This window comes from Vibrio cyclitrophicus (genome assembly GCA_023206055.1).
Lineage (GTDB): Bacteria > Pseudomonadota > Gammaproteobacteria > Enterobacterales > Vibrionaceae > Vibrio > Vibrio cyclitrophicus_A.
Window position 1 is genome coordinate 476,512 of sequence record CP065366.1, and the last position, 20,122, is coordinate 496,633.

Sequence of the window (20,122 nt, forward strand, 5' to 3'; positions counted from 1 at the left end):
TGAAAATCGTTCGGCTCTGAAGAGTGCTTGCGCTACCGTTCCAGCTAGCGCAAGCTTCTCGTATCTCGTATCTCGTATCTCGTATCTCGTATCTCGTATCTCTAAAGCGCATCTTGAGTGAAAAACTTTTTATCTTCCCAGCGAAGTGCCGTCAATTGTCCTCCCCAAACACACCCTGTGTCTAAACCAATCACATCTTTCCCTGAGTAGCCTTCTAATGCAGCCCAGTGTCCAAATAAAACCGTCTTATCCAGTTCTATACGTTGTGTAAGGTCAAACCAAGGTACCAAAGGCTCAATGGTAATTTCGTTTGGTGGAAGTTTACAGGCCATATCAAGTCGACCATCAGTAAAGCAAAATCGCATTCTAGTCAGACTGTTGATCGCATAGCGATAGCGCTCAATGCCTTCTAAATCTTGATGCCATAAATCAGGCGTATTGCTGTACATATTCTCGATAAGCCATTGCCATTGTTCTGATTTTAATAAGTCAGCTATTTCTCGGCTTTCGATACGTGCTCGTTCTAGATCCCATTGCGGTGAGATACCTGCATGAGACATTACGAACTCTGAATGTTCCTGAATTAAAGGTTGTTGCCTTAGCCACTCAAGTAACGTCTCCCTATCTTCTGCATCAAGGATAGTTTGAGTTTTATCTTTTGGTTTGGCTGAAAAGAGGCCTAAGGATACCGCAAGGAGATGCAAGTCATGGTTGCCTAATACAACCTTAGCTGCGCCACCAAGGTTGCGAATAAAGCGTAGTGTCTCCAATGATTTAGGACCTCGAGCGACTAAATCACCAGCGACCCATAAAGTATCTTTGTGTTTATCAAAACTGATAGTTTCAAGCAGCAACTGAAGTTCGTCGAAGCACCCTTGAATGTCTCCGACAATGTAATTCGACAAAATAATTTCCTGTAAGTAGTAGAGATGTGTACTAATTAAGAATGTTAGGGATGGCGAGCCTGAACGGGTCGACTTCAGTTATGAAATCGATGCCTTTGTGATCGGTCATCACATAGTGACCCTGCATGACACCCACTGGGGTCTCGATGACAGTACCGCTTGTATAGGTGTATTCGTCGTTGGCTTCAATTACAGGTTGCTGCCCAACCACACCTTCACCTTCAATAGTGAGTTGTTTGCCGTTGGAGTCAGTAATTAGCCAGCGACGTGACATAAGTTGTACCGTTGTTTTACTGAGGTTTTTGATGGTAATGATGTAAGCGAAGACGTAACGATTCTTCGTTGGCTCAGATTGTTCTTCTATGTACTTAGAGTGAACCTGGCATTTGATACAGGGCGTAGATATATCCATATTCGCACCTTTTATTGTTGATATACTTTAAAGTATTACATAAAAAAGGCTCCTAACCGAAGTGTAGGAGCCTTTTTTATTTATTTGTCAGCGTTGTGACTGTCGTACAACCAGTTTGCCATGTCGACAAACTGCTCGAGCGTTAAGTTCTCAGGGCGCATGCCAGGGTTGATACCTAGCTCTTCAAGCACTTCCTTATCGATCAAGCTCTTGTAGCAGTTACGAACTGTTTTACGACGCTGGTTAAAGCCTTCTCGACATACGCGATCAAGCCATTTCAGATCTTTTGCCGGGTAAGGTAGCACTTCGTATGGCTGTAGGCGTACAACGGCTGAATCTACTTTCGGTGGCGGAACGAAGGCCGTTGGTGGCACTTCTAGCACTGGCGTTACTTTACAGTAATATTGAGCCATTACCGTTAGACGACCATAAGCTTTAGTACCCGGGCCTGCTGCTAGGCGGTTCACCACTTCTTTTTGAAGCATAAAGTGCATGTCTTGCACATCTTTATGGAATTCAAAAAGGTGGAACATCAATGGTGTAGAGATGTTATATGGCAAGTTACCGAAGATACGCAGCTTGTTGTTAGGCTTTACAAGTTGTTCGAAATCGAACTTCATGGCATCACCTTCATAGATCGTTAACTTCTCAGCAAGATCTGGGTGATTACGCAAACGTTCTGCAAGGTCTCTATCCAATTCGATAACAGTAAATTTATCGACAAGCTTACCCACAGGCTCAGTAATTGCACCAAGACCTGGACCGATTTCTACTAGGTTTTGACCTGGTAGTGGGTTAATGCTCGATACGATGCCATCAATAATGTATGGATCGTTAAGGAAGTTTTGACCAAAACGTTTACGCGCTTTGTGCCCTAAGTGGACATCATTTCTCATTGCTTTTTCTCTACTAATTCAATGGCGTGCGTGAGCGCTGTTCTAAAGCTCCCTGTATCGGCTTGGCCTTTCCCTGCCAAGTCTAAGGCGGTACCGTGGTCGACTGATGTGCGAATAAACGGTAAGCCAAGCGTGATGTTCACTGAGCGACCAAACCCTTTGTATTTCAATACCGGGAGTACTTGGTCGTGATACATACCTAAAACAGCATCTGCATCTTGCAAATATTTTTCATTAAAGATGGTATCTGCTGGCAATGGGCCAACTAAATTGATGCCATCTTTTTGGCGAATTTTTTCTAGCGTCGGGGTGATGGTTTCAATTTCTTCACGCCCTAAGCAACCATCTTCACCAGCATGTGGATTCAAGCCACACACGTAGATAGTTGGTTTCTCAATAGCAAATTTTTCAACTAAATCTTTATTCAGAATAGCAATAATTTGCTCTAACCTGTCTTCGGTCACTGCTTGAGATACATAAGCTAGTGGGATGTGCGTTGTTACTAGCGCAACACGCAACCCTTCAGTTGCCAACATCATCACTACCAGTGGTGTATTGGACTTCTCTGCAAAAAACTCGGTATGGCCGCTAAAAGCAACACCAGCTCGGTTAATTACACCCTTATGAACAGGGCCGGTGACAATAGCATCAAATTCATTATTCATACAGCCAATTGCTGCGGTTTCTAAAGTATTTAATACGTAATGACCGTTAGCCTCGTTGAGTTGACCTGCAACTGCTGTTTCAGCGAGTGGGACGTGTTTCACTACCAACGTACCTGCGCGTTGAGGTTGCTTAGCTGCGTTTGCGTCATAATCTAGCAGATCGACGTCGATGCCAAGGAGCTTAGCTCGCTCAGATAGCAGTGTTTTATCTGCACAAACCACGAGTTGGTGAGGCCAGCTTTCTTGAGATAGAGCCAGAGTCAAATCTGGACCTATCCCTGCGGGTTCACCTGCGGTTATGACAATACGTTTAGTTGTTGTCATCTTGGTCGCCCTCAACCATTTCAACAAAGGCACTTGCTCTTACTTCTTGTAGCCAAGCGCCAGCTTCTTCGTTGAATTTACGGTTAAATAGAATTTGGTAAGCTTTGTTTTTCAAAGCTGAATCGGTACGGTCTACTTCGCGACGGTCTAGTACTTCAACAATGTGCCAACCGTGCACGGTTTTGAATGGCGCACTAATCTTACCTTCAGGTAACGTTTCTACTTGGTGTTTGAACTCTGGTACATATAAATCTGGTGTTTGGTAACCTAACTCACCATCCTGTACCGCAGAACCTGGATCTTGGCTGTATTGCTGTGCAAGATCACCAAAGCTCGCTTCACCTGCGTTGACACGACGCGTGATCTCTTCAAGTTGTTCTTTTGCGCCATCATCACTCAAGATTACGGTTGGCTTAATCAGGATGTGACGAGCATTAACTTCTGTTACCGCTACGGTTTCCAAGCCTTTCACATCTTCAATTTTCAGAATATGGAAACCAACGCCGCTACGGAACGGACCGATGATGCTGCCTTTGTTTTGCATTTTGATTTGGTCTGCAAAAATGGTTGGCATCTCTTCTTTACGCATCCAACCCCAATCACCACCTTGCAGTGCTTTAGGGCCTTTCGAGTAAGTATAAGCCATAGTGCTGAAATCTTTGCCAGAGTTCAGTTCTTCAACCAGTTCAGTAGCTTGAGCTTCTAGCTCTTCTTTCGTTTGGTTATCATTAAAGCGCAGTTGAATATGGCCAATTTTGTATTGAACGGTCGCGTTAGTCTCTTGCGCTAAGATATCCGCTAGGTTGTCGACTTCTGCAGGAAGAATATTGATGCGACGACGAACTAAGGCGTTACGCGCTTCACTTGCTGCAATCTCTTTTCTTACTTGCTCACGAAATGCATTGTAGCTAAGGCCTTCTTCTGCAACCGATGCGGTAAGTTGTTCAACCGTTTGGTTGTTGTCTTTCGCGATACCTTCAATTGCTTGATCAAGTCTCGCGTCATCAATACGAACCCCAATACGCTCTGCTTCTTGAGTTTGAATCGTATCAATGATCAGTTTTTCGAGTACTTGCTCATTGAGTACGTCTTGAGATGGTAATGTTTGACCACTTTTCTTAGCGTTTGCGCGTAGTGTCTTCATAGAAGCATCGATGTCGCTTTGCAAGATAACGCCTTCGTTAACGATAACTTTTACGCTGTCTAGTTCTACCGGTGCTGCGTAGCTTGTTGATAAAGTACAAGCCGCTGCGATGGCAATTAATGTGCGTTTCCACAATGTCATGTGTAATCCTTTAAATTTACTGATGTTTTACCAGTAAAGAAAATTAGTTGTTTAAGAAGAATGGGCGACCGTATTCTAAAGAATTTTCAGAACTATCGAAGCCCGAAACGTTTGATCCAGACCCAGCAGATGTCCCGAAGCCTACAATACCAAAGTTGACACTAAAGTTGTTTTCGTAAACAGGATCAGCATTTATGTCTGAGTAGCCATTACCAGTCCAGCTTCGGAGTTCGTTGCTATAGGTAACTCCTACATACCAGCAATCATCTTTATAGCGTAGGTTTGCTAACCACTCGATCGCGATGTTTTCATTTACATCATGATAGTACTGAGCGCTCGCGTACCATTTTGGAGTGAACTGGTAGCCAGTGACTAAACCTGCTTGTGAGATACCTTCACGTGTTATCTCATCTATATTAGTAATGGTCTCACCGACATTGTCTTCAATGTATTCTTTGGTGACGTAGCGATAGTTTGCTTGAATAAAACCGTTACTGTCTATTTTATATTCGATAGTACTATTCGCTAGTTGCATTTCTGCAGAGTCGATATCGTATTGAACGCCGCCATGGTAAAAAAGGTAGTCATCATAGTTGAAATCCATTTCAATAGCCCAAGATGAATAGTTGGTTTTTTTACCGGAGTCTTCGCTGCTCAGAGTTTGCTTGGTGTCTTTATCAAAATAGAAGATTTGACCAAAGGATATATTTAATCGCTCTTTATATTCATCATCAAAGAAACGAGAAGACGCACCATAGCTGAGTTGATTTGCAGCTGCTATAAAATCGACGCCGCTGTATTTTCTGCTTCTAAATAAGCCGTAATAATCTGTTTGTAAAAGCGTTGTATCGTAGCGACCAATATTAGTTTGATCTTTTTCAGGAACATAAAGATACTGCATCTGTGGCTCAAGAGTTTGTGTATACCCATTCATTACAGTAGTGTCGCGTTCAAGTACAAGCCCAGCATGACTTCTAAATTCTGGTATTACTCGGCTAACGCTTGCTTCTAAATCCTCATACTCTGATGTAGATGTATCCACATCACTGAGATCTTGGTTATAGTATGTTCCAAGCAGGCGAGCCTCGGTTGTCCATGTTCCCCAAGTTGTACTTAATGGTACTTTTAACCCTGGTTCTATGTGCAATCGTGTTGCTGTCGGTTTTCCCTTTGCATCTGTATCAAATTGAGAGATATGACTAATCATATCAACTTCTACAGAGTCCCATATAATAGGAGCGTAATAGTTAAATGTTAGCTGTGGCATTAAGCGATAGGGTTGGTTACTTCCATCTGTGAGTACTTGGAAATCACGGACAAGTACCGAAGCATTCCAGTTTAGAGTTCGATACGTTACTTGTCCTGACTGTAGAAGCTGTCCATCTTCTCTATTACCTATATTTGAATCTACATCAGAGAAATAATCAACATCACTTACTTTTGAGTAGTCAATATCAAACTTCCATGCTTCTTGATAGATTCCTTCAAAGTTGAACTGCCCACCCCAACGACTGCCTTGTTCTGGATATTTATCATCACTTTCTAGGAACTCGAATTTTAAATTGCTTTCACCAAAATCACTTAAATGGCGGAACTCATTGTTTAGTTGTGTTCCACGCTCTGCCATATATTTAGTTGTGAAAAGTAGATCGTAGTTTGGTGCTATATTCCAATAGAAAGGCACTTCGGTTTCGAAACCGTCACTTGAACCATATGAAATCGTTGGGTACAAAAAGCCAGTTTTACGTTTATCTCCGACTGGAACGGTGAGATATGGCATGTAGAAAACAGGAACATCTAGAATCTCAAAACGTGGATTGTAGAATGTGGCTTGTTCTTCATCTTGGTCTAGCTCGATACTAGAAGCTTTTAGCCTCCATGACTTATCACCCAGAGGGCAAGAAGTGATAGATCCATCCTCCATGGTATAAACGGCTTTGCCAGTGCGAGATATATATTGGGCATCCCCTCTGCCGGGTTCACAAAGGAACTGGTATTGGGTGTTCTCTAATTCGATTTGATCTGTATTTAGATTGTTTATCGCTTTATCTGATACAGATTTAATTTGCCCATCACTAAAGTTTACGTTGCCTTCAGCTACAACGATGTTTTCTTGTTGGTGTAAAGTTACATTATCTGCAAGGATGGTCTTGTTCCCTTGAGTAACTCTTACGTCACCTGAATATATTGCTTTGTCACCATTGATGGCCTCCAAGCGATCTGATTCCACATGAGCGGGCAGTTGTGTCTCGTTTTCGGCAGCGGGCTCGATCAAGCATTGATCTATAGAGGGCATTTCCTGCACACTACTATCGGTGATTGTTTCAGCTTGAGTTGTCGACACGTATAATGCCGTACTTATAGACGCGGCTAACAAGGTGCGGGAAAAAGATTGCATGAAGTTGAACTATCCTGTGTCACTAGATGAAGGGTTGATCTAGTATCAATCCAATTAATAAAGCATTTTCCTTATGATAAAGGAAATATTAGCATTCAGCATCATCAGACAGCGTTACTCAGACAAAATTCATAGATAGAGAACACATAATGCAAATATTTGGCAAAATTTTGGGCGCTTTTTTTGGCTTTTTATTTGGAGGTCCGCTTGGTTTAGTTTTTGGCCTATTTTTGGGGCATCAATTTGATAAGGCTCGACGTTTAAACCAATCGGGGTTCAATAGTTCTGGTTTTGGTCGTGGACCAAGCCAAGCTGAAAGGCAGAACGAGTTCTTTAAAGCGGCTTTTGCGGTTATGGGACATGTTGCTAAAGCAAAAGGGCAGGTAACACCTGAAGAGATTCAGCTTGCTTCTACAATGATGGAACGTATGAACCTGCATGGCGAGCAACGTAAAGCAGCGCAAGATGCGTTCCGTGATGGTAAAGAGAGTGACTTTCCATTAAGTGATGTACTTGAGCGTGTGAAGATCTCATCGGGTGGCCGTTTTGATCTCCTTCAGTTCTTTTTAGAGCTACAAGTATCCGCAGCGTTTGCTGATGGAAGCTTGCACCCTAGTGAGCGCCAAGTTCTGCATAAGATTGCTCAAGGGCTTGGGTTCTCTTCAGAGCAACTAGAGCGTCGTTTACAAATGCAAGAAGCTGCATTCCGATTCCAGCAGCAAGGTGGCAACTTTGGTGGTCATCAAGGTCACGGGCAATCATCAGGTTGGCAACAGGCTTCACAACAGAACCAACTGGCAGATGCTTTCAAGGTACTTGGGGTAAGTGAAAGTGCCGAAGGTAAAGAGGTGAAGAAAGCTTATCGTAAATTGATGAATGAGCACCACCCAGATAAATTGATGGCGAAGGGTTTACCGCCAGAGATGATGAATGTCGCGAAAGAAAAGTCGCAAGAAATTCAAAATGCTTATGACTTGATAAAGAAGGTCAAAGGTTTTAAGTAATCGAACACTAAACCGAGTAATAACAAAATTACTCGGTTTTTTTTATTAAAGGGAATTATATGACGGTAACGTATCAGAATGTTCTAGAGTTTTGGTTCGATGAATTGACGCCTAAAGATTGGTTTACTGGCGGCGCCGAGATTGACGCTTTGATAGCGTCTCGTTTTTCTGAACTGCACAAAGCCGCCATTCAAGGTGAGTTATTTGAATGGCGTCAGACAGCAGAGGGTCGCTTGGCTGAGATTATCGTGCTTGACCAGTTTTCTCGAAATCTTGGTAGAAATAGTCCAGATGCGTTTACTGCAGATCCTATGGCGTTGGTTCTAGCTCAAGAAGCGGTAGCGGGTGGCTTTGATCACCAACTTAATCAACAACAGAAAAGCTTCCTCTACATGCCTTATATGCACAGCGAATCTTTGCTGATGCATGAACAAGCGGTGCTGCTTTTTTCCCAGACAGGGCTAGAGAATAACCTTGATTTTGAGTTTAAGCACAAGGTGATCATTGAGCGTTTTGGTCGTTACCCACACCGCAATGAAGTACTAGGTCGAACTTCGACTCCTGAGGAAATTGAGTTCTTACAGCAACCAGACTCAAGCTTTTAATTGTGGAGATACGGTCAAAGAATTGAGAAGAGGCTAGTGGTTAATAAAACCTCTAGCCTCTTTTTTTGTTTAGCTTTAGTGATTAACTTTCGCGTTAGAACTAGTTTGCTTGGTTAAGTGACCAATCGTAGTCATAACTGATTTTTTCAGTGTTCGTCACCGGCTTTGTTCGATACTGGTCTAAGTGTTGAATGAGTTGTTTCTCCGTACCAAAATCCACAGCAAACCATTCGTAAATCGATGATAACTGAAGCTTATTATTATTTTGAATCAGTACACCTTTGTCACTATTTACAAATTCAGTTGCGGCTTGCTCTAACAGCATGTCGGTGTTGTCAGCGGTAAAGGCTTGATATTGCAGGTTAGGGCAACCTAGGCTCGCACAGTTCACCGCATAATGTGTGCGCGGATCTTGCCAAATCGGTCTTAGAATTCGATGTTCAATATCATTGAGTGTCAGCGACTTCCCATTGACCGTCGCAACGTCATCTCCCCATGGCCCGAAACTAAATAGCCCACCGAGCTTGGTAATTGATTTGATTGGGTAGGCATCAAGAATCAAATCGACAGTCACGGCGTTATATAAGTTAACCCAATAGGCATACTGCTCTGCTTTTGAATAGTCGAGTGGGTTAACCTGTTCTAACTGCTTAATGTATTGCTTCAGTTTTGACTTGTCAGTCGCGGTCACTGCCTGATAACGAATTAACGTATTTTGTCCTCTTTTGACTAAATAGTTATCGAGGAATTGTTGCCAATCTTGATGAGAAACTTGTTCAGAGTTGGCTTCATTACTTTGATTCCAGTACGGCCACAGTTCAGATTTTGGCGCCGACCAAGCTAAGGTTGAGAAAAGTAGGCTGATAATAACAAGTAGTTGTTTCATGGCATTCTCCTGATGACTGACTACTAAGACCTTATGCTTTACGATTTTCTTTCATGGCTCTTTAGTTAAACCACAGATTTGAGTTAAATGAAGAAGTTGAATCGAATAAAAAAGGTTGGCACTTGGCCAACCTTTAGGTTTATTCAGAAATGTCTCATTATTTTAGGAAGCTAGGAATCTGAGCTTCAAACTCTGAAATCTTATCGGCGTGCTGAAGTGTAAGGCCTATGTTGTCTAAACCATTCAGTAAGCAGTGACGACGGAACTCATCAATTTCAAACGAGTATTCTTTACCATTAGCACTGACTTTCATCGCTTCTAAATCAACAGTGATTTCAGCGCCTTCATTCGCTTCTACGAATTGGAATAGCTCATCTACCTCTTGCTCAGTCAATCGAACTGGCACCATTTGGTTGTTGATCGAGTTACCATAGAAGATGTCTGCGAAGCTTGGCGCGATCATCACTTGAATACCATAATCAGCAAGCGCCCAAGGTGCATGTTCACGAGATGAACCACAACCGAAGTTTTCACGAGCTAGGAGAATTGAAGCGCCTTTATAGCGAGGTGCGTTCATTACAAACTCTGGGTTTGGTTGTTGGCCTGCATCATCTAGGAAGCGCCAATCGTGGAACAAGTGCTTACCAAAACCGATGCGGTTTACTTTCTGTAGAAACTGCTTTGGAATGATCGCATCAGTATCGATGTTGGCCGTATCTAGAGGAACGACTAATCCGGTGTGTTGTTGAAAACCTGACATGTTAAATCCTCTAATTAAAGTTCACGAATATCGACAAAGTGACCAGCGATTGCCGCTGCGGCTGCCATTGCTGGGCTAACTAGGTGCGTACGACCATCACGGCCTTGGCGGCCTTCAAAGTTACGGTTTGATGTAGAAGCACAGCGTTCTTGTGGACCAAGACGGTCGTTGTTCATTGCAAGACACATAGAACAACCTGGCAAACGCCATTCGAAGCCGGCTTCTTTAAAGATTACATCTAAGCCTTCAGCTTCTGCTTGTGCTTTTACTTGCTCAGAACCCGGAACGATTAATGCTTGAACATGCTTCGCTACTTGGCGGCCTTTCGCTACCGCAGCAGCTGCACGCATGTCTTCGATACGCGAGTTAGTGCAAGAACCTACGAAGACTTTATCGACGTTGTATTCAGATAGAGATTTACCTGCTTCTAGCCCCATGTAAGCCAACGCTTTTTCAGCCGATGCTTTTTCAACAGGATCTGCGAAGCTTTCTGGTGCTGGGATTGGCGTGTCTACTGAGATAACCTGACCAGGGTTGGTTCCCCAAGTGACTTGTGGTTTGATGTCTGCAGCTTCTAGCGTCACGACAGCATCGAACTCTGCATCAGCATCGGTTTTCAATGTGTTCCAGTATTCAATAGCCGCTTCTAAGTCTTCGCCCTCTGGAGAGAACTTACGACCTTTGATGTATTCGTATGTCGTTGCATCTGGAGCAATCAGACCCGCTTTAGCGCCAAGCTCGATCGCCATGTTACATACCGTCATACGACCTTCCATTGTAAGGTCAGTAATTGCCTCACCACAGAATTCAACCACATAGCCTGTACCGCCAGCGGCTGTTGTCTTGCCGATGATCGCGAGCACGATATCTTTTGCAGTAATGCCTTCAGCGACTTTGCCTTTTACTTCGATCTTCATGGTTTTAGCGCGAGCTTGTTTTAGCGTTTGAGTTGCTAGAACGTGCTCAACTTCTGAAGTGCCGATACCGAATGCTAATGAACCAAATGCACCATGTGTTGCTGTGTGTGAGTCACCACATACGATGGTCATGCCCGGCAGAGTAATACCTAGCTCAGGGCCCATTACGTGCACAATACCTTGGTATTTGTGGTTTAAGTCGTAAAGCGTGACACCAAACTCTTCACAGTTTTTCGATAGCGTTTCCATTTGGATACGAGCCATCTCACCAGAAGCGTTGATGTCTTTGGTTTGTGTCGATACGTTGTGATCCATCGTCGCAAAAGTTTTACCTACTTGGCGAACTTTACGGCCTTTTTCACGCAGGCCATCAAAGGCTTGTGGCGAGGTTACTTCATGGACTAAGTGGCGATCGATATAAAGAATTGGCGTTTCACCCTTCGCTGCAACCGCAACGTGAGCGTCATAAACTTTTTCGTATAAGGTTTTTGCTTGCTGGTTTGTCGACATAGCTTTTCTTCCTTGGGAGCATCAGTCCCAGTGTTTGTTTCGAGCCAAGTCATGCGGTTTAAGCTGACTTGGCTTGATATTATTCTTATGTACTTACTTCTAATTTAAGTATCTAGCTTATGAAGCTAAGATGTACTCAGCGATCTTGTCACCCATTTCTGAGGTAGTCAGCGCTTGGTTTTTGCCTGCAAGGTCTGCTGTTAGCTCGCCTGCAGAAAGTGCCTTAGATACCGCGGTTTCGATGTCTTGCGCTGCCGCTTCTTCGCCTAGGCTGTAACGAAGCATTAGTGCTGCAGAAAGAATTTGCGCGACTGGGTTCGCGATGTTCTTACCTGCGATATCTGGAGCACTGCCACCTGCTGGTTCGTATAGGCCGAAGTTGCTTTCGTTCAAGCTTGCAGAAGGAAGCATGCCCATAGAGCCTGTGATCATTGCACACTCATCAGAGATGATGTCACCGAAGATGTTCGAACAAAGCATCACGTCAAACTGAGACGGATCTTTGATTAGCTGCATGGTCGCGTTATCGATGTACATGTGGCTCAGTTTCACATCTGGGTAGTCTTTCGCGACTTCTTCAACCACTTCACGCCATAGGATAGAGCTTTGTAGCACGTTCGCTTTATCGATTGAGTAAACGTTTTTGTTACGTAGACGAGCAGATTCAAACGCAATCTTTGCAATACGTTCGATTTCGTAACGGTGGTAAACCTCAGTATCAAACGCTTTTTCAGTTGCACCTTCGCCTTCACGGCCTTTAGGTTGGCCGAAGTAGATACCGCCTGTTAGCTCACGTACTACCACGATGTCGAAACCGTTACCTGAAATGTCAGCACGTAAAGGAGAGAAAGACTCTAAACCCTTGTGGATTTGTGCAGGACGTAGATTACAGAACAGTTGGAAGTGTTTACGAAGAGGAAGTAAGGCACCACGTTCAGGTTGGTCGTTTGGTGGAAGGTGTTCCCATTTAGGGCCGCCGACAGAACCAAAAAGTACCGCGTCAGATTCTTCACAGCCTGCAACTGTTGCTTCTGGAAGTGGACAGCCGTGGTTATCAATTGCGATACCACCAACATCATACTCTTCGCGAGAAAAGCTAATTGCGTGTTTCTTTTCAATCGCGTCTAGCACTTTGTGTGCTTGTTGCATTACTTCTGGGCCAATGCCATCACCAGGTAGTACGGCAATTTTGTATGATTTATCTGTCATGTTAATCCTTTAATTCTTGTTACTGAGCTGTTTGGCTCGTTTTAAATTTTGTCCCTAAAGCCAACAACATCGGCTCTAGGGCTCTGTTATTGGAGTATTAAACTGTCGCGAATTTTTGCTGCTTCATTTCAGCAATAGTGTCTGCGCGTTGAATGCTATTGATAACGTGTAGCAACGCTTGACCAGAAGCTTCAACGATATCGGTTGAAACGCCAGTACCGTGGTACTTACGGCCTTTATAGTTAGCAATGATGTCCGCTTGACCTAAGCCATCTTCGCCTTCACCTTTTGCAGTCAGGTCGAACTTGTCCAACGCGATTTCGTAGCCTGTTAAGCGGTAGATACATTGGTATAAAGCATCAACTGGGCCATTGCCGACAGCCGCTTCGCATTTCTCTTCATCGCCACATTGCAATTTGATGCTGGTGGTAGACATAACACTACCAGATTGTACGCTTAGGTAGTTAAGTTTATAGAAGTCATCTTCATCACGTAGATTTGCGAAGTGCATCAATGCTTCTAGGTCGTAATCGAACACTTGTCCTTTACGGTCAGCAAGCTTCAAGAAGTCTTCGTACAATGAATCTAGGTTGTACTCATTATCTTTATAACCCATCGCGTCCATGTGGCTCTTAACCGCTGCTCGGCCACTACGGCTTGTTAGGTTCAAGGCTTTGTTTTTCAAGCCAATAGACTCAGGCGTCATGATCTCGTAAGTGTTCTTGTTCTTAAGCATGCCATCTTGGTGAATACCTGAAGAGTGGCTGAATGCGTTAGCACCGACGATTGCTTTGTTGTCTTGAATCGGCATGTGGCAAAGCTGGCTAACCAACTTACTGGTACGGTGAATCTCTTTATGATCCAAGCCGGTGTGAACACCTAATAGCTCTTGACGAGTTTTGATGATCATTGCGATTTCTTCTAAAGAACAGTTACCTGCACGCTCACCAATACCATTGATTGTGCCTTCAATTTGACGAGCACCCGCTTGCACTGCAGCAATTGAGTTGGCAACCGACATGCCTAAATCATCGTGACAGTGAACAGAGATGATGGCTTGGTCGATGTTGGGTACGCGATCGAATAGCGTTTTGATAATGCCACCAAACTCATTCGGTACTGTATAGCCCACGGTGTCTGGAATATTGATGGTTTTAGCGCCTGCGTTAATCGCGGCTTCAACCATACGACATAGGTTGTCGATAGGGGTACGACCGGCATCTTCACAAGAAAACTCAACATCATCGGTGTAGTTACGAGCGTGTTTGACGGCTTTTACTGCCATCTCTACTACATCGTCGTAGCTGCGGCGTAATTTGTCTTGTACGTGAACTGTTGATGTTGAGATGAAGGTATGAATACGGAACTGGTCAGCAACTTTAAGCGCTTCTGCTGCGGCGTCGATATCTTTCGCTACGGCACGAGAAAGTGCACAAATACGGCTGTCTTTGATGTGCTTAGCGATGGTTTGTACTGATTCAAAATCACCCGGAGAAGAGATAGGGAAGCCCGCTTCGATAACATCTACACCCAGTCTCTCAAGAGCATAAGCGATCTGTAACTTCTCTTTTACCGTAAGGCTTGCAGCCAATGCTTGCTCGCCGTCACGTAAGGTAGTATCAAAAATTATTACTTGATCGTTCATGGGTGCTTCCTTATATCGATAATGAATCGATTGCTATCCAAATTATTATTAAGAATGATGTTCTTTTAAAAGTGCCAGTTACAAAAAAACCCGCTCAGTGCGGGTTTTAATATTTGTGTAGTTCTTGACCCACAACTTACCCGCGCGATTGGTTCACGATAAGGAGAAGTTTCAGCAGTCGAGAAGAAGAAAAAATCATTACACAAATATCCGTAAATAAACTGTTAACACCATATTTACCGCAATTTATTCTGAGCGTCAAACAAGAAAATCCAATATCAGCGTGCATTAGCGACGTTTTGTTTTGGTTTGTGCTGTTTTTTGATTAGTTGTTGGTTAAATCATCTGATTGGTGGTTTTGTGTCGGGAGGTTAGTTTATCGTTTGGCTTATGTGTAGGTTAAAACTTTGTAGTAAATCTTTTTGATGGAACGATTCACCAAAAAAATCACAGCGTGACCAAATTAATTAATCACTTGATTAAATAGTGAGTAATTAATCTTCTACTGTTACGCCTGTTTATCTCTATAATTAATCAGGTGATTAATTATAGAGATGGATTTTTGCCATGACGGCACGAAAAGCTGGGCGACCTCAAAAGAACTTAGATGTTCGACAGTTATTGATTGAGCATGCTCGCGATCTGTTTGTTGTTCAGCCATACGACAAGGTCTCGACACGCCTGATCGCCGAGCGTGCGGGTGTGAACATTGCGATGATCCGTTATTACTTTGGCAGTAAGGCGGGGCTGTTTGAAGCGATGCTGCGTGAAACGCTACGACCGATGCAATTGCAGATGCAAAGGTTGGTTGAAGAAAGCAGTCATGAAAACTTTCTCGATCTAATGAGAACTTATTACAAAGAGATGGTGAAGGTGCCTAAGTTTCCTCGCTTGATAGCCCAAGTAATGAACATGCCGCCTTCAGAAGTACAGAGGGAGTTGCTCGAGAAGGTCTTTCTTGATGTGGCTAAACCTGCCCAAGATGTCATTTTCGAAAAGCTAGTAGAACAAGGTGTTTTAAGAAAAGAGATGGATCCCAAGCTATGTCGCGTTTCGTACATAAGCTTGATGGTGTTCCCGTTCATTGCGCCTCCGCCTTTGCTTGCTATTCATGGTATTGAACTCAATGAAGAATTTCTTAACCGACTTATCGAACACAACATTCAATTGATGACTGAAGGCTTTATTAACGCCCCGACCCCTTCTTCCGTGCAGGACCAAAGATAATGAAAATAAATAAAAAACTACTCTTCTTTCCAGCACTTGCGGTTGGTGTTATTGGGCTTGTCGCTGCGATTAATTTGAAGCCGGATCTTCCAACCAAACCTGCGGAAGATAGAGCTCGCTTAGTTGATACTGTGAGTCTAGAACAACAAATGATCGCACCGTTAGCGGTTGGCTTTGGCAAAGTGGTGCCGAAAGTTGAATGGAAAGCGATTGCCGAGGTGACAGGGCAAATAGTGTATCGACATTCGGATCTTGAAAAAGGGCAGGTGATCCCTGCGGGAACGGAGGTACTTAAGATCGATCCCTTAGATTACGAGTTAAAGTTGGTACAAGCCGAAGCGGATCTTAAATCAAGCCAGACCTCATTAGCTAAGTTGAACCAAGAAGAAGACAATCTTAATCAGACTCTTAAGATCGAAAAGAATCGCTTAGTGATCAGCAATAAAGAGCTGCAACGTAAACAAGATCTACGTAAGAAAGGGCTGACATCTCAATCGGATGTCGACCTCCAGCAACAAAGCGCATTGTCTCAACAGAAGTTAGTGTTAGATATTGCTAACCAAATTACCTTGATGCCTGATGAAAAACGCGTCGCGGAGGCCGTGATTAAGGTGAACGTGTCTAAGGTGAAAGAGGCACAACGCTCTTTGGATAAGACGACCATCACTTTGCCAAGAGCGATGCGAATTGCTCAAGTCGATATCGAACAAAACCAAGTAGTTAATCTTCAGCAAGAAATGTTTGTTGCTCATGGGATTAATATTATGGAAGTTGAAGCACAACTTTCTATTCACGACATGCAAACTTTAGCTTCAAGTTTTACTCAATTCCCTCGCGATGCTGCTGGAATTCCAACCCCTGACCAAGCACCGATCAAAGCGAGTGTTCAACTGAATAGTGGCAGTCTGAATCTGAGCTGGCCTGCAAAGGTAGCGAGAATCAGTGAAACGGTTGATGAAAACCAAGCGACGGCGGGGATTATTCTCGAGATCGCTCAAGACTATTCACAACTGCAGCCAAGCAATGCGACCCCTTTGGTCAACGGTATGTTTGTAAAAGCTGAGATTGAAGGTGTAGCAAATCTAAGTTGGGTGTTGCCTGAACGAGCGCTACATGGTGATAAAATTTATCTAATGGACGATAACTCTCGTCTGAAAATGGTGAATGTTGAAGTGCTTTATCGTAGAGACAACCAAGTGGTTGTGAACGGGGAGCTTCAAACGGGCGACAAACTGGTTCTCAATGACTTATTACCAGCCATTGAAGGCATGTTACTCAAAGAATCGGGCTCAAAAGAAGCGGCACTTGAACCTGATACTCAGGAGAGTGCGTCATGATCAAGTTTTTCTCTAGGCACCCAACAGCAGCGAACCTGTTGATGCTTGGGTTGTTGATTATGGGCTTAACCTCATTATCAACTATTAAGCGTGAGACTTTCCCTGCCTACGACCCACCTTACATTATGGCAGCCATCGTTTATCCCGGCGCTTCTCCACAAGAAGTGGAAGAGAGCTTATGTGTGCGAATGGAAGATGCTGTTGATGGCCTAGCCAACATTGAAGAAACTCAGTGTGAGGCGATTGAAGGCAGCGCGCGTTTAATTCTGAAGCTCAATGAGAAAGCAGACATCGGCCGAATGCTGGTGGACGTGCAAACTCAGATCAACTCGATCAATGACTTCCCGAGCGAGATTGAATCTCCAGTTGTTCAAGAGCTGGATTGGAATGAACCAGTTGTTGATATCGCTATAACAGCCGAAACCTCATGGCCTGAACTCAAGGCTTACGCCGAAGGCCTCAAACGTACTATGAAGCTCGATTACGACGTTTCTTTAGTCGAAGTTAGTGGTTTTTCCGATCACCAATATCGGGTCGAACTGGATACCCAAGCCATTCGCCAGTTGGGTTTGAGTGTCGGCGATATCGCAGACCAAATTGGTCGTCAGAATGTAAAGCTGCCGAGTGGTAACGTTGAGACGCCAGACAAAAACTTCCTGATTCGTTTTGATGAAAGACGAATTACGCCGGTTGAATTAGAGAGTATCGTGGTTGGATCTGCGCCGAATGGCTCAGTGATCCGTTTGAGGGATATTGCTAAGATCACCGATCGCTTTGAACTGGATGAACAGAAGGTTCTGTTTGATGGTAAGCCGTCTGCGCTATTGAAGATCAGCAAGAATAAAGAAGATGATGCGCTACGAATTAAAGAGAACGTTACTCGATTCGTGGAAGATCAAAGCGCGATTGCCCCCGATGGCGTGACGCTACAAATGACCAATGATCTCTCATCGGTACTTTGGGATCGTCTCACCATGATGGTACGCAACGGCTGGCAAGGTATTGTTCTGGTATTTGCCACCATGTGGTTGTTCTTCAGTTTGCGTTATTCATTCTGGGTTGCGGCCGGTTTACCCGTAGCTTTCCTTGGTGGCTTGTTCTTAATGGCCAACCTTGGTCTGTCGATCAACATCATGTCTCTAGTCGGCTTGTTGATGGCGATCGGTATCATGATGGATGACGCGATCGTGATTGCTGAATCGATAGCCTCCCATTTAGATAGGGGGCAAAACGTTGATGATGCGGTGTACAACGGTGTTAAGAAAGTGCTTCCCGGGGTCTTATCTTCTTTCTTAACCACGGTGTGTATTTTCGGTAGCTTACTATTCCTTGATGGGGAAATGGGCGCGGTGCTTAAAGCAGTGCCGCAGGTGCTTATCTTGGTGTTGTCGCTGAGCCTAATCGAAGCGTTTCTTATTTTACCAAATCACTTATCTCATTCATTACACAAAGAAAAAAATGACAAGCCAGCGCTGCGCTTCAAAGTTGTGTTGTTAGAGAAGTTTGAGAACTTCCGCAATACCACCTTGATGAACATGGTCGAGAAGGTCGTGACGTTCCGTTATGCCTTTATGGGCGGTGTGATAACTCTGCTATTGCTATCTATTTCCTTGATTGCTGGTGGCGTTGTCAAATTCCAGCCCTTCCCTGAGTTGGATGGCGATATTGCCGAGGCTCGCATCATTCTTCCACCGGGCGCATCACTGTCTCAAACCGAGCGAGTCGTCGACAAAATCGTCGCTTCTGCTGAACGTTTGAATGCGCAATGGAGTGAAGAAGTTGAGGACGGTAATAAATTGGTGGAGCATATCACCAGCCAATTCAATGCCAACGCGGATGCTAATGAATCAGGGCCGCATTTGGCCACGGTGCGCCTAGACTTGCGTGGTGCAGAGAGCCGTAATACAGTCATCGATGACTTCATTGATGCGTGGCGAGAGGACATCGGCGACTTGGCCGATCCTATTTCTCTGGTTTTCAAACAGCCCACGATGGGACCGGGTGGTCGTGCCATCGAGATCCGCGCCAAACATGATGATCTTGCTGCATTGAAATCGGCTTCTTTAGATATTCAGGAATACCTCAATCAGTTTGATGGTGTGCATGGTGTTCTTGATGACATGCGAATGGGTAAGGAAGAGATCTTGGTGAAGCTGCGTCCAGGTGCGGAAACCTACAATGTGAATGGGCAGATGATTGCATCTCAGTTACGAGCGGCTTTCTTTGGCCAAACGGCGGATGAGATTCAAATCGGTGTTGAGAATATCTCGATAGAGGTACGCCTTGATAAAGAACAGGCTGGCGATTTACAGCAACTGGCTAACTTCCCTATTATCACTGCAGATGGCAGCCAGATCCCGCTAGCAACCTTGGCGACACTAGATTTTCAACGTAACTACGTACGAATCCAGCGTATCGATGGGCTGAGAACCATCAGTATCTTTGGTGATATTGATAATAAGAAGGCGAGCTCTTCAGCAATTTTGGCTCAGTTCCAAAAAGATGAAGCCGCTAAACTTATTCAGAAGTACCCGGGTTTACGCTTTGATTTCGAAGGGGAGGCCAAAGATGCGGCTAAGACGGGCGCTTCAATGGGCAAAGGGTTCTTGCTCGGCTTATTCGGTGTGTTTGCGATTCTTAGTTATCAATTCCGAAGTTACTTGGAGCCTGTGGTCGTGATGTTGGCGATTCCACTCGCCTTTATTGGCGTGGTTGTTGGTCACTGGATACTTGGCCACTCTTTAAGTATGCCGAGTATGATGGGCTTTGTGTCGCTTGCCGGTATTGTGGTTAATGATTCCATCTTGTTGGTGCAGTACATTCGTCACCATATCGATGAGGGTGATAGCGTGCATGACTCCGTGGTGAAAGCCAGTCGCGAGCGGTTCCGTGCGGTATTCTTGACCTCAATGACAACCGCTGCAGGTTTACTACCGCTGTTGACGGAAACCAGCTTACAGGCTCAGGTTATCCAGCCATTGGTTATTTCGATCGTGTTCGGCATATTTGCATCGACCTTACTGGTGCTGTTTATGATCCCTGCGGCCTACGCGATATTGGCGGATTTCGGTTTGGTGAAAAAACACGAACCGTTAACGGACTAGAAACGAGATAGATATCGGTTATTACCTATCCTA

General features: G+C 44.2%; 16 protein-coding genes. 5 read left to right on the forward strand and 11 right to left on the reverse strand.

Annotated features, from left to right (window positions below; translation table 11 throughout):
• Positions 1-101: 101 nt before the first annotated feature.
• The 6 genes from ITG09_02185 to lptD all read right to left on the reverse strand — a co-directional run bounded on the left by ITG09_02185 (position 102) and on the right by lptD (position 6,885).
• Positions 102-905: a symmetrical bis(5'-nucleosyl)-tetraphosphatase gene (locus ITG09_02185; GenBank protein ID UPR52481.1), complete on the reverse strand. Its 804-nt coding sequence runs from the start codon at positions 903-905 to the stop codon at positions 102-104.
• Between the two features lie 31 nt (positions 906-936).
• Positions 937-1,317 carry a Co2+/Mg2+ efflux protein ApaG gene (gene apaG / locus ITG09_02190; GenBank protein UPR52482.1) on the reverse strand — a complete coding sequence of 127 codons (381 nt, stop codon included), beginning with the start codon at positions 1,315-1,317 and terminating at the stop codon, positions 937-939.
• 80 nt (positions 1,318-1,397) lie between these two features.
• Positions 1,398-2,213, reverse strand: coding sequence for a 16S rRNA (adenine(1518)-N(6)/adenine(1519)-N(6))-dimethyltransferase RsmA (gene rsmA, locus ITG09_02195; GenBank protein UPR52483.1), 816 nt, complete (start codon positions 2,211-2,213; stop codon positions 1,398-1,400).
• Positions 2,210-3,202 (reverse strand): 4-hydroxythreonine-4-phosphate dehydrogenase PdxA, encoded by a 993-nt coding sequence (gene pdxA / locus ITG09_02200; protein ID UPR52484.1) that lies wholly within the window; start codon positions 3,200-3,202, stop codon positions 2,210-2,212. The genes rsmA and pdxA overlap by 4 nt, the downstream gene beginning before the upstream one ends.
• Positions 3,189-4,487, reverse strand: coding sequence for a peptidylprolyl isomerase SurA (surA, locus tag ITG09_02205; GenBank protein UPR52485.1), 1,299 nt, complete (start codon positions 4,485-4,487; stop codon positions 3,189-3,191). The genes pdxA and surA overlap by 14 nt, the downstream gene beginning before the upstream one ends.
• Positions 4,488-4,530: 43 nt before the next feature.
• Positions 4,531-6,885, reverse strand: coding sequence for an LPS assembly protein LptD (gene lptD, locus ITG09_02210; protein ID UPR52486.1), 2,355 nt, complete (start codon positions 6,883-6,885; stop codon positions 4,531-4,533).
• 149 nt (positions 6,886-7,034) lie between these two features.
• Between lptD and djlA the strand changes: the two genes are divergently transcribed.
• Positions 7,035-7,889, forward strand: a complete 855-nt coding sequence (gene djlA / locus ITG09_02215) for a co-chaperone DjlA (protein ID UPR52487.1) — start codon at positions 7,035-7,037, stop codon at positions 7,887-7,889.
• Positions 7,890-7,948: 59 nt separating this feature from the next.
• Complete coding sequence (locus ITG09_02220) at positions 7,949-8,494, forward strand: DUF924 domain-containing protein (GenBank protein ID UPR52488.1); 546 nt, start codon at positions 7,949-7,951, stop codon at positions 8,492-8,494.
• Positions 8,495-8,594: 100 nt separating this feature from the next.
• Here the strand turns inward: ITG09_02220 and ITG09_02225 are convergent, their stop codons facing one another.
• From ITG09_02225 to leuA, 5 genes are all read right to left on the reverse strand, one after another.
• A complete protein-coding gene (locus ITG09_02225; protein ID UPR52489.1) occupies positions 8,595-9,380 on the reverse strand; it encodes a DUF547 domain-containing protein in 786 nt (261 codons plus the stop codon).
• Between the two features lie 157 nt (positions 9,381-9,537).
• Complete coding sequence (gene leuD, locus ITG09_02230; GenBank protein ID UPR52490.1) at positions 9,538-10,140, reverse strand: 3-isopropylmalate dehydratase small subunit; 603 nt, start codon at positions 10,138-10,140, stop codon at positions 9,538-9,540.
• A gap of 14 nt (positions 10,141-10,154) precedes the next feature.
• The gene (leuC, locus tag ITG09_02235; protein UPR52491.1) at positions 10,155-11,567 is read right to left on the reverse strand and encodes a 3-isopropylmalate dehydratase large subunit; all 1,413 of its coding nucleotides are present in this window, start codon (positions 11,565-11,567) and stop codon (positions 10,155-10,157) included.
• Positions 11,568-11,684: 117 nt separating this feature from the next.
• Complete coding sequence (leuB, locus tag ITG09_02240; protein ID UPR52492.1) at positions 11,685-12,776, reverse strand: 3-isopropylmalate dehydrogenase; 1,092 nt, start codon at positions 12,774-12,776, stop codon at positions 11,685-11,687.
• Between the two features lie 97 nt (positions 12,777-12,873).
• Positions 12,874-14,421 (reverse strand): 2-isopropylmalate synthase, encoded by a 1,548-nt coding sequence (gene leuA, locus ITG09_02245; protein UPR52493.1) that lies wholly within the window; start codon positions 14,419-14,421, stop codon positions 12,874-12,876.
• Positions 14,422-14,988: 567 nt separating this feature from the next.
• On the opposite strand from leuA, the gene ITG09_02250 reads away from it, so the two are divergent.
• From ITG09_02250 to ITG09_02260, 3 genes are read left to right on the forward strand one after another with little or no spacing between them, the layout of a single operon-like run.
• Complete coding sequence (locus ITG09_02250; GenBank protein ID UPR52494.1) at positions 14,989-15,648, forward strand: TetR/AcrR family transcriptional regulator; 660 nt, start codon at positions 14,989-14,991, stop codon at positions 15,646-15,648.
• On the forward strand, positions 15,648-16,985 hold the full coding sequence (locus tag ITG09_02255) for an HlyD family secretion protein (protein ID UPR52495.1): 1,338 nt from the start codon (positions 15,648-15,650) through the stop codon (positions 16,983-16,985). The genes ITG09_02250 and ITG09_02255 overlap by 1 nt, the downstream gene beginning before the upstream one ends.
• A complete protein-coding gene (locus tag ITG09_02260) occupies positions 16,982-20,089 on the forward strand; it encodes an efflux RND transporter permease subunit (GenBank protein UPR52496.1) in 3,108 nt (1,035 codons plus the stop codon). Before ITG09_02255 ends, ITG09_02260 begins: the two co-directional genes overlap by 4 nt.
• Positions 20,090-20,122: the final 33 nt, after the last annotated feature.